We start from the raw sequence: 14219 nt of genomic DNA, 5'->3' as shown, positions 1-14219 counted from the left end.
CTATCTTAAATGCGGATAATTTTAAGTCAATTAACTAAAAATGAATTGAGTTTGTACTTAAGATTAATCTGAAGAGGTTAAGGAAAAAACTACTCATTCGGGGGTATTCCGAAGGATTACCCCTGCCCGTATTTCTCTAAGAGTGCTTCAGCAATTGCCATCGTTTCTACATCGCCTGCACCGTTCCACAGCTCAGGCCTGAAGTGCATCTGGAATGCCATAATGATACGTTTCTGCTGCGCCGGCGTACTGTTGACCGGTACCTCATAGCCGTAGCGCGCGAGTAAATCGAGTAACGCGGCGGTATCCACTTGCTGAAAGCGCGGTCGACCATTTATATAGAATGCCACACGGGCGGGATCGGGCCATGCCCCTATTCCCTGCTGCGCCAGCTGTCGCCACGGGAACAGCGGGCCAGGATCGTCTTTACGCTGAGGCGCAATGTCCGAATGGGCCACCACGTTTTCAGGCCTGATGTGATAGCGGGCGATAATGTCTTTCGCGAGCGGCACCAGCGCTGCAATCTGCGCAGGCTCGAACGGCGTAAAATGCTTCACCCCGGCCGTTTTCTGCCAGCCACGATTTTCCAGCTCAATGCCGACAGACGTATCATTTATACGGTTAGTGCCGCGCCAGAAGCTGATGCCCGCATGCCAGGCCAGCTCGCTCTCCGGCACCAGCTGCCAGATGCGCGGCTTACCGTCCGGCGACGGGGGCTTCGCGGGGATCAGATAATGCGAACTGACGTTTTTGTCGGTTAGGGTCGCAAGCGAAGTGTCGAAATCATCCGCAGTGTAGTGGATCACCAGCACCTTGATACGCGGATAGGCCGCCTGTGCCTGATGACGCGTATCCAGTTCGTAGGCGCCTTTATCGACGATCCCATTTTCCTGGGCGCATCCTGCCAGCAACATCGCCAGCAGGAGCATTGAAAGCGAACGCTTCATCGACGGGTTTTCACCGCCGTGCCGCTTACGCTCACCATCAGCATGCTGGCATCTTTTCCGACCGTTTCGTAGTCGATATCAATGCCCACCACCGCATCCGCGCCCAGCGCTTTGGCCTGCTCACCCAGCTCTTTAAAGGCAATTTCGCGCGCTTTACGCAGCTCTTTTTCGTACGCGCCGGAACGTCCACCGACGATGTCACGAATGCCGGCAAAGAAATCCCGGAAAATATTCGCGCCCAGAATCGCTTCGCCGGTGACCACGCCGCAGTACTCGGTAATAGGTTGCCCTTCCAGGGTTGGCGTTGTTGAAAACTGCATACTTTCTCTCCTTCTTTAGCGTTCAATGCGTTAGCAACAGCATTATCGGTTCGTTACGCTATGATTGAAAGGATAGTTAATAAATAAGGAAATCAACATGCGCTACTCTGCTTTAACGCTTTTAGTGCCCTGCGCGCTGGTGCTCAGCGCCTGTACTACCACGGTCACGCCAGCCTTTAAGGATATCGGTACCCGCAGCGGCCCTTGTATCGAGGGCGGCCCGGACGCCGTGGCGCAACAATTTTATGATTACCGTATTCAGCATCGCGGAAATGATCTGACCGCCCTGCGCCCGTACCTGAGCGATAGTCTGGCAAAACTGCTGAACGATGCCACCCGGGATCCGCAGCATAACGCCCTGCTGAAATCCGATCCGTTCTCCAGCCGCGCCACGCTGCCGGACAGCGCCGACGTCGCCAGCGCATCAACCATCCCGAACACCGATGCGCGAAACATTCCTCTGCGCGTGAAGCTGACCCAGGGCACCCAGACCTGGCAGGATGAAGTGCTGATGATCCGTGAAGGCCAGTGCTGGGCAATAGATGACGTGCGCTATATTGGCGGCAGCGTTCATGCCCCGGCAGGCACGCTGCGCCAGTCGGTTGAGAACCGCTAAACCATCCATTGCAAAAGCGTTACCCCCGAAAAATGTGCGGCATTTCATGCGGAATGCCGACATTTATACTCGCCGACCTTGCCGTTCGCTATTTTGTGCTATGTTTAAGAGGAAATGCGGGTTATATTTAACTTTTAACGCAGAAATATTGCATAACTATTCTGTCAACGGTACTATCTGCGGCCTCAATTGCTATAGATTGCCTGGATGAGTAAAGACTGCCCCGATGAGTATTAAACTAAACGGCATTAACTGCTTCTACGGCGCACACCAGGCGCTGTTTGACATCACGCTGAACTGCCCGGAAGGCGAAACGCTGGTTTTGCTTGGCCCAAGCGGTGCAGGCAAAAGCTCTCTTCTGCGTGTCCTTAATCTGCTTGAAATGCCCCGTTCCGGTACGCTGGCGATTGCCGGCAACCATTTTGATTTCGCGAAAACCCCGTCTGATAAAGCGATTCGCGAACTGCGTCAAAACGTCGGCATGGTCTTCCAGCAATACAATCTCTGGCCGCATCTGACCGTCCTGCAAAACCTGATTGAAGCCCCGTGCCGCGTGCTGGGATTAAGTAAAGATCAGGCAATCGCGCGTGCCGAAAAGCTGCTGGAGCGCCTGCGCCTTAAGCCCTACAGCGACCGCTATCCGCTGCACCTTTCTGGCGGTCAGCAGCAGCGCGTGGCGATCGCCCGTGCGCTGATGATGGAGCCCGCGGTGCTGCTGTTTGATGAACCGACCGCAGCGCTGGATCCGGAAATCACCGCCCAGATCGTCAGCATCATCCGCGAGCTGGCAGAAACCAATATCACGCAGGTCATTGTTACCCACGAAGTGGAAGTGGCGCGTAAAACCGCCAGCCGTGTGGTCTATATGGAAAACGGGTATATCGTTGAGCAAGGTGACGCGAGCTGCTTCGCGAACCCGCAAACCGATGCCTTCAAAAACTATTTATCTCATTGATTGTGTCAGGGGAAATATAATGAAAAAAGTATTACTTGCCGTACTGCTTGCTGGCGTTACCCTTTCCGCTACCGCAGCCCAGACCATTCGTTTCGCCACGGAAGCCTCTTACCCTCCGTTTGAGTCCATTGATGCGAACAACAAAATTGTTGGCTTCGATGTAGACCTGGCAAACGCCCTGTGTAAAGAGATCGACGCAACCTGTACCTTCAGCAACCAGGCGTTCGACAGCCTGATCCCGAGCCTGAAGTTCCGTCGTATCGACGCAGTGATGGCCGGTATGGACATCACCCCTGAGCGCGAAAAGCAGGTGCTGTTCACCACCCCTTACTACGACAACTCCGCCCTGTTTATTGGTCAGAAAGGTAAATTCACCTCTGTCGATCAGCTGAAAGGCAAAAAAGTCGGCGTGCAGAACGGCACCACGCACCAGAAATTCATCATGGATAAACATCCGGAAATCACCACCGTTCCGTATGACAGCTACCAGAACGCGAAGCTGGATCTGCAAAATGGCCGTATCGACGGCGTATTTGGTGATACCGCGGTCGTGACCGAATGGCTGAAAGCCAACGACAAACTGGCGCCAGTGGGCGACAAAGTGACCGATAAGGATTACTTCGGTACCGGTCTGGGGATTGCCGTTCGTCAGGGCAACACTGAGCTGCAGCAGAAATTCAACGCTGCGCTGGAAAAAGTGAAGAAAGACGGCACCTACGAAACCATCTACAAAAAATGGTTCCAGAAGTAATTCCTGATGAATGAATTTTTACCTTTAGCAAGCGCCGCCGGGATGACCGTCGGCCTTGCCGTTTGCGCACTGATAATCGGCCTTGTGCTGGCGATGTTCTTCGCGGTGTGGGAATCAGCGAAATGGTTCCCCGTCGCCTGGGCGGGCTCCGCGCTGGTCACCGTGCTGCGTGGGCTACCGGAAATTCTGGTGGTCCTGTTCATCTATTTCGGCTCCTCACAGCTGCTGCTCACGCTGTCGGACGGCTTCACGATTAATCTCGGCTTTGCGCAGATCCCGGTGCAAATGCAGATTGAGAACTTTGACGTCAGCCCGTTCCTGTGCGGCGTAATTGCCCTCTCTCTGCTCTATTCCGCATACGCGTCGCAAACGCTTCGCGGCGCGCTGAAGGCCGTTCCGCAGGGGCAGTGGGAATCCGGTCAGGCGCTCGGCATGTCGAAGGCAGCGATCTTCTTCCGCCTGGTGATGCCGCAGATGTGGCGCCATGCCCTGCCGGGCCTTGGCAACCAGTGGCTGGTGCTGCTGAAAGATACCGCGCTGGTGAGCCTGATTAGCGTGAATGATTTAATGCTGCAAACCAAGAGTATCGCCACCCGTACTCAGGAGCCGTTTACCTGGTACATCGTGGCGGCGGCTATCTACCTGGTGATCACGTTGCTCAGTCAGTACATCCTCAAGCGTATTGACCTGCGTGCGACGCGCTTTGAACGGAGACCAGGCTGATGCTTGAATATTTCCCGGAGTTGATGAAAGGGCTGCACACCAGCCTGACGCTGACCGTGGCGTCGATCATTGTGGCGCTGATTCTGGCGCTGATCTTCACCATCATCCTGACGCTGAAAACGCCGGTGCTGGTATGGATCGTGCGCGGCTACATCACCCTGTTTACCGGTACGCCGCTGCTGGTGCAGATCTTCCTGATCTACTACGGCCCGGGCCAGTTCCCGTCGCTGCAGGAGTATCCGGTTATCTGGCATCTGCTCTCTGAGCCGTGGCTGTGCGCCCTGATTGCCCTTTCGCTGAACAGTGCGGCCTATACCACCCAGCTGTTCTACGGTGCGATCCGTGCCATCCCGGAAGGACAATGGCAGTCCTGCGGGGCGTTAGGCATGAGCAAGAAAGACACGCTGGCGATCCTGCTGCCGTACGCCTTCAAGCGCGCGCTCTCCTCTTACTCCAACGAAGTGGTTCTGGTGTTCAAGAGTACCTCTCTGGCCTACACCATCACTCTGATGGAAGTAATGGGCCACGGACAGCTGCTGTACGGGCGCACCTATGACGTGATGGTGTTCGGCGCGGCAGGCGTGGTCTATCTGGTGGTGAACGGTCTGTTGACGCTGATGATGCGCCTGATCGAGCGTAAAGCGTTAGCGTTTGAGCGCAGAAATTAATCACGTTAGTGCATAAAACGTAATTACCAGAGCGGATAACCTGATGGCTTATCCGCTTTTTTTTATACATCAAACAATATTTACTCATATTTATTGCATATAAATTCATTAACTGGCATTGTACATCCATGCCGCAGACACGGCGCATAATGACAAGATAGACAGACGGGAGCATTACCATGAAAAAGTTAGTTCTGGCCGCACTACTCGCAACCTTCGCCGCTGGCGCATCCGCAGCTGATAAAATTAATTTTGGCGTTTCCGCCACCTATCCGCCGTTTGAATCGCTGGATGCCAGCAACCAGATCGTCGGTTTCGACATCGACCTGGCGAAAGCGCTGTGCAAGCAGATGCAGGCCGACTGCACCTTTACCAACCACGCGTTCGACAGCCTGATCCCGTCGCTGAAATTCAAGAAATACGACGCGGTGATCTCCGGAATGGACATCACGCCGGAGCGCAGCAAGCAGGTTGCGTTCACCGACCCGTACTACGCCAACTCGGCGGTGGTAATTGCGAAGAAAGACGCTTATACCTCTTTCGATCAGCTGAAAGACAAACGCATCGGGATGGAAAACGGCACCACGCACCAGAAATACCTGCAGGACAAGCATCCTGAAGTGAAAACCGTGGCCTATGACAGCTACCAGAACGCGATTATCGACCTGAAAAACGGCCGTATCGACGGCGTATTCGGCGACACCGCCGTGGTGAACGAATGGCTGAAAACCAACCCGCAGCTGGGTACGGCGACCGAGAAAGTCACCGATCCACAGTACTTCGGCACTGGTCTGGGTATCGCGGTACGTCCGGATAACAAAGCCCTGCTGGAAAAACTGAACGGCGCGCTGAAGGCGATTAAAGCGGACGGCACGTATCAGAAAATCAGCGATCGGTGGTTCCCGCAGTAAGATTTTTTTGCCGGGTGGATCGGCCTACGGGGGTGGTAGTCTGTAGGCCGAGTCACCCGGCAATTTCTCAAAGTGGCACAAAGAACCTGAACCGTGCCCCGCTTGCCGACTCCATTAGCCTGATCCCGCCCCCGTGCAGTTCCAGCATGCGATTAACGATCAACAGCCCTAATCCACCGCGATTCTCACGCGATGCCTGAGGATTGAGGACAGAAGGCCGTTTGAACAGGTCGTCGCGCAGTGCGGCATCCACACCTGCGCCGCTGTCTGCCACTTCCACCTGGAGTTGCTGCGCTTCCTGCCATACGGCAAGACGGATCTCACCGCCAACGGGCGTATGACGGATGGCGTTATCCAGCAGATTGGTCACTACCCGTTCAATCATCGACACGTCGGCATAGACCAGCGGCAGCGGACCCGGTACATCAATATGCAGATTTAACTCGCGCGTGCGGGCCGCCAGCTCAAATTTTTGCGCCACGTCGGACACCAGCTCGCCCATGGCAAAACGTTCGCGCTGCGGTTTAATGCCGCCGTGTTCAAGGCGTGCGAGTTCGAACAGCTGCTGCGACAGGTGGCGCATCTTTTGGCCCTGACGCAGCGCAATGGCAAGGTACTGCTGGTGTTCCTCGGGTGTGAGCGTAGCGGATTTCAGCGACAGCATCTCCAGATATCCCAGCAGCGACGTCAGCGGCGTGCGAAGATCGTGCGAAATATTGGCGATAAACTCCCGGCGCTGGCGATCGCTGTCGGAAAGCTGATCCCACTGGGAGGTGATTTTGCGCGCCAGCTCGATAAAGGTGTTACGCAGCACGGCCACTTCGTCATTCCCCGTGCTCTCCAGCGGCTGCGCCGCCAGCTGTTTAATGGCGCTGATGCTGTCCTGCCCAAGCCCGGTAACCTCTTCCGTCAGGCGTTTAACCGGACGCGTTACCCAGTACCAGACCAGTAACCCCGCCAGCAGCCCAAACAGCGCAACCCACAGCAATGACCACAGGACGGTGCTCCACAGCGCCTTGTGCCAGGCCATTTCCGCCAGCGCGTTCGACTCCTCGCCCTGCAAAATAATGTACAGATATCCCTTAAGCTCGCCGTCCTGACGCAGCGGCGTCGCGCTGAAGGCCTTTTTATTCTGGCTTCGCGGATCGTCGCCAAAGACTGGCATCGCCGCGCCGCTAAGGAAGTTCTGTACCGGAACAAGATCGATTTTTTGGCGCTGAATATGGCCCGGCGGCGCGGCGTCCGCCAGGATATCGCCGTCGGGAGAGATAACGTATAGCTCAACGCTCGGATTAAAGGTCATCAGCCGGTCAAACAGCGGTTTTAGCGCGCTGCGGTCGACCCTGCCCTGCGCGTCCAGAATCGGTTCCCGCTGGACGATCTGCTGCGCCAGCCCGCCGGAGAGCCGCTGCACCATCGCATTGCCGTACTGCGTGCTGCTGTAGAGCTGCACCGCGCAGGCCACGGTGGCGCAGAGCATCAGAAGCAGAATGAACAACAGCGTCAGCCGCTGACTCAGGCTAAAGCGACGCATCTTGGTTTGGCTCCGCAAATTTGTAGCCCTTGCCCCAGACGGTGCGAATAATCTCCGGCTCGGCGGCGTCCCTCTCAATCTTGATGCGCAGGCGGTTGATATGGGTGTTGACGGTGTGCTCGTAGCCTTCGTGCTGATAGCCCCACACCTGCTCCAGCAGCGCCAGCCGCGAAAAAACGTCGCCAGGGTGGCGGGCAAAGAAGTACAGCAGCTCGAATTCGCGCGGGGTGAGATCCACCACCTGACCGTGGAGCAATACGCTACGCGCCAGCGGATCGATCGTCAGGCCATGAGCCTGAATGTGCCCGTCTGCCTGCGCCTGCCCCATCGCCTGCTGGCGGCGGAACAGCGCTTTGATGCGGGCAATCAGCTCCTGTACCGAGAACGGCTTAGCCAGATAATCATCGGCACCGGTTTCCAGCCCGGTGATGCGGTCGGTTTCGCTGCTGCGGGCGCTGATGATGATCACCGGCAGGTAGCGCGTCATCTGACGGATGCGGCGGCAAATTTCCAGCCCATCAACGTTGGGCAGCATCAGGTCGAGGATCACTGCATCCCACGGCTGTTTTTCAAGGCGCAGTAAGGCGTTGCCCCCGTCGGGCTCGTGGGTGATGGCGTAGCCTTCGTCTTCTAAATTGAGTCGCAGAAGCGCCGCGATATCGTGGTCGTCTTCCACCAGCAGGATCTGCTTCATGGGTAAGCCTTCAATCATGTCTTATGACGTAAGCTTACCTGATTTTGTGGGCCGGCAGAGTTCACATTTTGTTTAAGATTTCACGAGCAGCGTCAACACTTCATAATGCGCGGTGTGCGGGAACATATCGAAAAGCTGCACGCGTTCAATGCGGTAGCCCGGCAGGCTGGCGATATCTTTCGCCATGGTCTGCGCGTTACAGCTGGAGTAAACGATGTACTTCGGCGCCATCTGGCTCAGGTAGTCGCACAGCGCATTGCCAATGCCGCGACGCGGCGGATTAACCAGCACCAGCTCCGGCACGTTGCCCTGCCCGGCCGCGAACTGCGTGGAGTCCAGCGCCTGGAAATGCAGGTTCCTTAACCCCAGTTCAGCGGCGGACTGTTTCGCACAGGCGATCGCTTCGGCGGAGATCTCAATCCCCGTCAGCTGCATCTCAGGCGTGGCGCAGTGCAGGCCGAAGCCGCCCACGCCGCAGAACAGGTCCCACATATGCTTGACGTTTAACGTGCGCACCCAGTCGCGGGCGGTGGCGTACAGGCTGCTTGCCACTGTCGGGTTAGTCTGGAAGAAGCTTTGCGGGCGGATCCACAGCGGCACGCCGTTGAAATTTTCAGCCAGCGCGTGCTGGTCGGTGAAGAAAATCTCTTTCTTCCCTTCCATGATCGCCATATGCACCGGCTGAATATTTGCAGTAATGACCTTAAGCTGCGGAAGCAGTGCCTGCAGCCACGGCAGCGCCGCGCGCAGCTGCTCCAGCCTGGCTTCTGAACGCAGCACAAAGCGCAGCATCATCCCACCGTCGATCTGGCTTTCCGTCAGCAGAAGGTATTTCAGCTCGCCGCGCCTGCGGGCGACGTTGTAGGGCGTTAACCCTGCACGCGCGATAAACGGTTTGAGCGCAGCAAAGACCGGCTCAAAAGAGGCGGGATAGAGCGGGCAGCCGGTTAAGTCTTCCGGCGTGCCGTCGCGGTGCAGCATCCCCAGCAGCGGTTTTTCAACGCTGCCGCTGACCACCATCTTGGCTTTGTTGCGAAAGCCCTGCTCAGGGCCGCTGACGGGTGCGCACCACTCGCCCACCGCGTGTGCTGCCAGCAGCTGTTGCAGGTCGGCCATTTTGGCGGTGAGTTGTTGAGAGACCGGCTGTTCTATCCACTGACAGGAGCGGCAGCGTCCGGCGTCATAGAGTGCGCACTGCATATGAAAACCTTAAGGAAAACGAGGGCTGCGATTATACACATTATTGCAGGCGGAAGAACCGTCGGCTGGAGGCTGGCGCAAAGAGCAGCATCAGCACCAGCATATCCGGCAATTTCTGCATGATCAGCGCATGGAAAATCTCGCGTTTTGAGCCTCCGGCGATGCTGAACAGCTCCGGATAGCCATAGCCCAGCGAGGCGGCCCACAGATAGCTGGCGGCGGTCACCTGCGTCAGCAGATAGACCCAGCGCGCCCAGTTGCGCCCTTTGACCAGCGAAAACGCGCAGTAGATCTCGATAAACACCAGCACCAGGCTGCTTAAAAAGACCAGCGTGAGGCTCCACGTCTGCACGCTGCGGTGGATAAATTCACCGATGCCCCGCACGCCCAGGGTGTTCAGAATCATCAGCACGTCCAGACAGCGGATCATAATAATGGCGAGCGCCGCCACCTGTACCAGCGCAGGGACGTTAGGACGAGCGTGCGTAAGACGTGATTTTTTTAATAATCCCAATGTTTTACTTCCCTGAAAAACAGTGCCGCGTCATGCGCGGCACATCACCGGAAATTTTAAATCCTTCAGCCGCGTCTTGCACGCTGGATATCGCGCACTCGCTGTTTTTCCGCGCGAGCCATCAAATACCAGGCGATAAATCCGACAATTCCGACCACGCCGAGGATGATAGAGGCCAGGGCGTTGATCTCCGGGTTCACCCCCATCCGCACGCTGGAGAAGACCAGCATCGGCAGCGTCGTCGCGCCCGGCCCGGAGACAAAGCTGGCGATAACCAGATCGTCGAGCGAAAGCGTGAACGCCAGCAGCCAGCCGGAGATGACCGCAGGCATAATCATCGGCAGGGTAATGATAAAAAAGACCTTCAGCGGCGTCGCGCCGAGATCCATCGCCGCCTCTTCAATGGAGCGATCCAGCTCGCGCAGGCGCGAGGAGATCACCACCGCCACGTAGGCGGTACAGAAGGTGACGTGTGCCAGCCAGATGGTGAGCATGCCGCGATCTGCCGGCCAGCCGATGGCGTGCGCCAGGGCCACGAACAGCAGCAGCAGCGCGAGACCGGTGATGACGTCTGGCATCACCAGCGGGGCGGTGATCATAAAGGCGAAACCGTTCGAGCCGCGAAAACGCCCGAAACGCACCATCACCAGCGCGGCGATGGTGCCCAGCACGCAGGCCATCGTGGCCGCCAGCGCGGCAATGGTCAGGCTCAGCCCCACCGCGCTCATCATCGCATCGTCGTGGAACAGCTCGCTGTACCAGCGCGTCGACCAGCCCGCCCAGACCGTCACCAGCTTAGAGCTGTTGAACGAGTAGATCACCAGCATCAGCATCGGCGCATACAGGAAGGTGAAGCCGATAATGAGGATCAAAATTCGCCACGGAGAGCGTACTACCGGTAAGTTGTTCATCCGTGATCTCCCATCTGTTTCTGCTGATGCTTGTGGAACCACATGATCGGCACGATCAGCAGCAGAAGCATGATAATCGCCACCGCCGAGGCCACCGGCCAGTCGCGGTTATTGAAGAACTCCTGCCACAGCACGCGGCCAATCATGATGCTGTCCGGACCACCGAGCAGTTCCGGGATCACAAACTCCCCTACCGCCGGGATAAAGACCAGCATCGACCCGGCGATAATGCCGCCTTTGGTCAGCGGGACAATAACGCTAAAGAAGGTTTTCAGCGGACGCGCGCCGAGGTCAAGCGAGGCTTCCACCAGCGAGTAATCAATTCGCGTCAGCGCCGTGTAGATCGGCAGCACCATAAACGGCAGATAGGCGTAAACAATGCCGATATAGACCGCGAAGTTGGTGTGCAGGATCGTCAGCGGCTGATCGATAACCCCGAGCCACATCAGAAAGTTATTCAGCACACCGTTGTTTTTCAGGATCCCCATCCAGGCGTAAACGCGGATCAGGAACGAGGTCCACGACGGCAGAATCACCAGCAGCAGCAGGATGTTACGCGTCGACGGTTTGCTGTGCGCCACCGCCCACGCCAGCGGGTAGCCCATCGCCAGACAGCAGAGCGTCGAGATCGCCGCCACCTGTAGCGACTGCAGGTAAGCTTCAAAATAGAGCGGATCGTCAGTGAGCTGCAGGAAGTTGCCCAGATTCAAGGTCAGCGTCAGCTGCCCGTCGGCCCACTCCCACAGATCGGTATACGGCGGGATCGCCCGCGCCATCTCTGCCAGGCTGATCTTAAAGACGATCAGGAACGGCAGCAGGAACAGCAGGATCAGCCACACGTAAGGCATGGCGATCACCAGCTTGCGGCCGTGGTTCATCTTAAGGCGCGTCAGCCAGTGGGCAAAGCCGCCCGGTTTTTTGACTCGGGCTGGAGGTTCAAGTGTGCTCATGATCGCTCCTTATACCGTCAGCACGACGCAGCTGTCCGCATCCCAGCACAGGCGCACTTCGTCACCCCAGGTCGGCTGCCCCTTGCGGTAGCGATGTTCGTTCTGCAACTGGGCGCTGAGCATCTGCCCGCTTTTCAGCCGCACGTGGTAGATGGAGAGATCGCCCAGATAGGCAATATGCACCACCTCCCCGACGGCAAAGTTATAGCCATCGGCAGGCGGATCGTCACAGAGCATGATCTTCTCCGGACGCAGCGCCACGTAGACCGGCACGTTATCCACCACCGAGTTATCAGGATCGACCTTAAGCGGATGCTGCAGCCCCGGTGATTCGATGACCAGGCCATCCTCCTGACGATCTTTCAGCAGCCCTTCGAAAACGTTAACCGAGCCAATGAACTCCGCGCTGTAGCGGGTAGTCGGGTGTTCGTAGATTTCTTCCGGCTCGCCAATCTGTACGAACTTACCGCGATTCATGATCGCAATGCGTCCGGCCATGGTCATCGCCTCTTCCTGGTCGTGGGTGACCATCACGCAGGTCACGCCCACGCGCTCGAGGATATCCACCACTTCGAGCTGCATACGGTCGCGCAGCTTTTTGTCCAGCGCGCCCATCGGCTCATCAAGCAGCAGCAGTTTCGGGCGTTTTGCCAGACTGCGGGCCAGGGCCACGCGCTGGCGCTGGCCGCCGGAGAGCTGGTGCGGCTTACGCTTCGCGAACTCCTGCATGTGCACCAGGCTCAACATTTCGGCCACGCGCGCGGTAATTTCGGCTTTCGGCAGCTTGTCCTGCTTCAGGCCAAAGGCGATGTTCTGCTCCACCGTCATGTGCGGGAACAGCGCGTAGGACTGGAACATCATGTTAATCGGGCGCTGATACGGCGGCACGCTGGAGAGATCGACGCCATCGAGCATAATCTGCCCGGCGGTGGGCTGTTCAAAACCGGCCAGCATACGCAGCAGGGTCGATTTGCCGCAGCCCGATGCCCCGAGGAGCGCAAAAATTTCGCCTTTGTAAATCGTCAGGCTGACGTCGTCCACGGCATGCTGGCCGTCGAAAGATTTGGTGAGATTACGAATTTCAAGCAGCGGGGTCAGCGCTTTACGGACTTTCGCCTGCGGGCGGGGGATCGCGTCATTCACGGGGTGTTCTCCGGTAGAGATCAAATCATGGTGCAGGCGCACCAGAACGGTGCGCCTGTTGCCGGTGGCGCTAACGCTTGCCCGGCCTACGACTCACGGTAACTTATTTACCGCTTTTCACCTTGGTCCACGCGCGGGTACGCACGCGGTCAATTTTTGGATCCTGAACCTTCAGGGTGAACAGCTTGGCGAACACGTCCGCCGGTGGGTAGATTGCCGGGTTATTGCGGATCGCTTCGCTCACCAGCGGCACGGAGGCCTTATTACCGTTGGCGTAGTAAACGTGGTCGCTGATGTGGGCGATCACTTCAGGACGCATCAGGTAGTTGAGGAACTGGTAGGCTTCGTCTTTGTTTTTCGCATCAGCCGGCATGGCGAACACATCGAAGAAGGCCAGCGCCCCCTCTTTCGGAATGAAGTAAGAGACGTTCACGCCATTTTTCGCCTCTTTCGCGCGGTTCGCCGCCTGCCATACGTCCCCTGCCCAGCCGATCGCCACGCAGATGTCGCCGTTCGCCAGGTCGTTAATGTACTGGGACGAGTGGAAGTAGCGGATGTTTGGACGCAGCTTCAGCAGCAGATCGGTCGCCGGGCCGGTGTAGTCATTAGCCTTGTTGCTGTTCGGGTCTTTGCCCAGGTAATTCAGCACGGTCGCGAAAATCTCTTCCGGCGCATCGAGGAAGGAGACGCCGCAGCTTTTCAGCTTCTCAAGATTTTCCGGCTTCAGCACCACATCCCAGCTGTCCAGCTTGACGTCCGGGCCCAGCGCCGCTTTGACTTTATCCACGTTGTAGCCGATGCCGGTGGTCGCCCACAGGTAAGGCATGGCGTATTTGTTGTCTGGATCGTGCTTCGCCACCAGCTTCAGCACTTCCGGATCGAGGTTTTTCCAGTTCGGTAGCTTGCTTTTATCCAGAGGCTGGAAAACGCCTGCCGTCAGCTGACGCTCCAGGAAGCTTGCGGAAGGTACGACCAGGTCAAAACCGGTGCTGCCTGCCATCAGCTTTCCTTCCAGCACTTCGTTGGAATCGAAAACGTCATAGACCACTTTAATGCCGGTCTCTTTTTCAAAATTAGCGACCGTGTCCGGCGCAATATAGTCAGACCAGTTATAAACGTGCAGCGTTTTTTGTTCCGCAGCGAGCGTGCCGGCAGAGACGGCCATCAGAGCACCCGCAACCAGACCCGATAACCATTTTTTATTCAAGGCGATCATAGTGTTATTCCTTCTGAAAGCTCGTTAACAAACGAACTAAACTGTGCAATCTGGATATATGCAAAAATCATGCATAGTTTGTCGCTCTGCTCAAAATAAAAAGAAACCTCTTTACCCGGCAGGATCCGCTCGCTTTTTTAAGCATCGCAAGAATAACTGTAGCCCG

16 protein-coding genes are annotated in these 14219 nt (G+C 56.9%); 6 read left to right on the top strand and 10 right to left on the bottom strand.

From position 1 onward, the window contains the following. Positions 1–116 precede the first annotated feature (116 nt). Both ACWKXT_RS00210 and ACWKXT_RS00205 read right to left on the bottom strand, forming a co-directional pair. Positions 117–947: an N-acetylmuramoyl-L-alanine amidase gene (locus ACWKXT_RS00210; RefSeq protein WP_454531375.1), complete on the bottom strand. Its 831-nt coding sequence runs from the start codon at positions 945–947 to the stop codon at positions 117–119. Next, on the bottom strand, positions 944–1267 hold the full coding sequence (locus tag ACWKXT_RS00205; RefSeq protein ID WP_006174327.1) for a heavy metal-binding domain-containing protein: 324 nt from the start codon (positions 1265–1267) through the stop codon (positions 944–946). Before ACWKXT_RS00205 ends, ACWKXT_RS00210 begins: the two co-directional genes overlap by 4 nt. A gap of 97 nt (positions 1268–1364) precedes the next feature. Here ACWKXT_RS00205 and ACWKXT_RS00200 point away from each other — a divergent pair, with 97 nt between their 5' ends. From ACWKXT_RS00200 to artJ, 6 genes are all read left to right on the top strand, one after another. After that, on the top strand, positions 1365–1883 hold the full coding sequence (locus ACWKXT_RS00200) for a lipoprotein (RefSeq protein WP_454528901.1): 519 nt from the start codon (positions 1365–1367) through the stop codon (positions 1881–1883). A gap of 226 nt (positions 1884–2109) precedes the next feature. Then, entirely contained in the window at positions 2110–2838 is a 729-nt protein-coding gene (artP, locus tag ACWKXT_RS00195) for an arginine ABC transporter ATP-binding protein ArtP (RefSeq protein ID WP_008500030.1), read from the top strand. Positions 2839–2857: 19 nt separating this feature from the next. Further along, on the top strand, positions 2858–3589 hold the full coding sequence (gene artI / locus ACWKXT_RS00190; protein ID WP_008500032.1) for an arginine ABC transporter substrate-binding protein ArtI: 732 nt from the start codon (positions 2858–2860) through the stop codon (positions 3587–3589). Positions 3590–3595: 6 nt separating this feature from the next. Next, complete coding sequence (artQ, locus tag ACWKXT_RS00185; protein WP_080327747.1) at positions 3596–4312, top strand: arginine ABC transporter permease ArtQ; 717 nt, start codon at positions 3596–3598, stop codon at positions 4310–4312. After that, a complete protein-coding gene (gene artM / locus ACWKXT_RS00180; RefSeq protein ID WP_023310940.1) occupies positions 4312–4980 on the top strand; it encodes an arginine ABC transporter permease ArtM in 669 nt (222 codons plus the stop codon). The genes artQ and artM overlap by 1 nt, the downstream gene beginning before the upstream one ends. Positions 4981–5159: 179 nt before the next feature. Next, entirely contained in the window at positions 5160–5891 is a 732-nt protein-coding gene (gene artJ / locus ACWKXT_RS00175) for an arginine ABC transporter substrate-binding protein ArtJ (protein ID WP_454528900.1), read from the top strand. Between the two features lie 67 nt (positions 5892–5958). Here the strand turns inward: artJ and ACWKXT_RS00170 are convergent, their stop codons facing one another. The 8 genes from ACWKXT_RS00170 to potF form a co-directional block, all read right to left on the bottom strand. After that, positions 5959–7425: a sensor histidine kinase gene (locus ACWKXT_RS00170; protein WP_454531374.1), complete on the bottom strand. Its 1467-nt coding sequence runs from the start codon at positions 7423–7425 to the stop codon at positions 5959–5961. Further along, on the bottom strand, positions 7412–8119 hold the full coding sequence (locus ACWKXT_RS00165) for a response regulator transcription factor (protein ID WP_454528898.1): 708 nt from the start codon (positions 8117–8119) through the stop codon (positions 7412–7414). Before ACWKXT_RS00165 ends, ACWKXT_RS00170 begins: the two co-directional genes overlap by 14 nt. A 72-nt stretch (positions 8120–8191) precedes the next feature. Beyond that, the gene (gene rlmC, locus ACWKXT_RS00160; protein WP_454531373.1) at positions 8192–9319 is read right to left on the bottom strand and encodes a 23S rRNA (uracil(747)-C(5))-methyltransferase RlmC; all 1128 of its coding nucleotides are present in this window, start codon (positions 9317–9319) and stop codon (positions 8192–8194) included. Between the two features lie 40 nt (positions 9320–9359). Beyond that, positions 9360–9833, bottom strand: a complete 474-nt coding sequence (locus ACWKXT_RS00155) for a YbjO family protein (protein WP_454528896.1) — start codon at positions 9831–9833, stop codon at positions 9360–9362. A gap of 65 nt (positions 9834–9898) precedes the next feature. Next, a complete protein-coding gene (potI, locus tag ACWKXT_RS00150; protein WP_454531372.1) occupies positions 9899–10744 on the bottom strand; it encodes a putrescine ABC transporter permease PotI in 846 nt (281 codons plus the stop codon). After that, entirely contained in the window at positions 10741–11694 is a 954-nt protein-coding gene (gene potH / locus ACWKXT_RS00145; protein ID WP_454531371.1) for a putrescine ABC transporter permease PotH, read from the bottom strand. Before potH ends, potI begins: the two co-directional genes overlap by 4 nt. A 9-nt stretch (positions 11695–11703) precedes the next feature. Beyond that, complete coding sequence (gene potG, locus ACWKXT_RS00140) at positions 11704–12837, bottom strand: putrescine ABC transporter ATP-binding subunit PotG (RefSeq protein ID WP_048339039.1); 1134 nt, start codon at positions 12835–12837, stop codon at positions 11704–11706. 103 nt (positions 12838–12940) lie between these two features. Continuing rightward, on the bottom strand, positions 12941–14053 hold the full coding sequence (gene potF / locus ACWKXT_RS00135; RefSeq protein WP_454528893.1) for a spermidine/putrescine ABC transporter substrate-binding protein PotF: 1113 nt from the start codon (positions 14051–14053) through the stop codon (positions 12941–12943). Positions 14054–14219 lie beyond the last annotated feature (166 nt).

It is taken from the genome of Enterobacter sp. UPMP701, assembly GCF_053709515.1.
This window is presented reverse-complemented; position numbering and strand designations above follow the sequence as displayed.

Excerpts from the sequence above, each read along its gene's own strand:
- ACWKXT_RS00210 (WP_454531375.1), bottom strand. The coding sequence starts at position 947 with ATGAAGCGTTCGCTTTCAATGCTCCTGCTGGCGATGTTGCTGGCAGGA.
- ACWKXT_RS00205 (WP_006174327.1), bottom strand. The coding sequence starts at position 1,267 with ATGCAGTTTTCAACAACGCCAACCCTGGAAGGGCAACCTATTACCGAG.
- ACWKXT_RS00200 (WP_454528901.1), top strand. The coding sequence starts at position 1,365 with ATGCGCTACTCTGCTTTAACGCTTTTAGTGCCCTGCGCGCTGGTGCTC.
- artP (WP_008500030.1), top strand. The coding sequence starts at position 2,110 with ATGAGTATTAAACTAAACGGCATTAACTGCTTCTACGGCGCACACCAG.
- artI (WP_008500032.1), top strand. The coding sequence starts at position 2,858 with ATGAAAAAAGTATTACTTGCCGTACTGCTTGCTGGCGTTACCCTTTCC.
- artQ (WP_080327747.1), top strand. The coding sequence starts at position 3,596 with ATGAATGAATTTTTACCTTTAGCAAGCGCCGCCGGGATGACCGTCGGC.
- artM (WP_023310940.1), top strand. The coding sequence starts at position 4,312 with ATGCTTGAATATTTCCCGGAGTTGATGAAAGGGCTGCACACCAGCCTG.
- artJ (WP_454528900.1), top strand. The coding sequence starts at position 5,160 with ATGAAAAAGTTAGTTCTGGCCGCACTACTCGCAACCTTCGCCGCTGGC.
- ACWKXT_RS00170 (WP_454531374.1), bottom strand. The coding sequence starts at position 7,425 with ATGCGTCGCTTTAGCCTGAGTCAGCGGCTGACGCTGTTGTTCATTCTG.
- ACWKXT_RS00165 (WP_454528898.1), bottom strand. The coding sequence starts at position 8,119 with ATGAAGCAGATCCTGCTGGTGGAAGACGACCACGATATCGCGGCGCTT.
- rlmC (WP_454531373.1), bottom strand. The coding sequence starts at position 9,319 with ATGCAGTGCGCACTCTATGACGCCGGACGCTGCCGCTCCTGTCAGTGG.
- potI (WP_454531372.1), bottom strand. The coding sequence starts at position 10,744 with ATGAACAACTTACCGGTAGTACGCTCTCCGTGGCGAATTTTGATCCTC.
- potH (WP_454531371.1), bottom strand. The coding sequence starts at position 11,694 with ATGAGCACACTTGAACCTCCAGCCCGAGTCAAAAAACCGGGCGGCTTT.
- potF (WP_454528893.1), bottom strand. The coding sequence starts at position 14,053 with ATGATCGCCTTGAATAAAAAATGGTTATCGGGTCTGGTTGCGGGTGCT.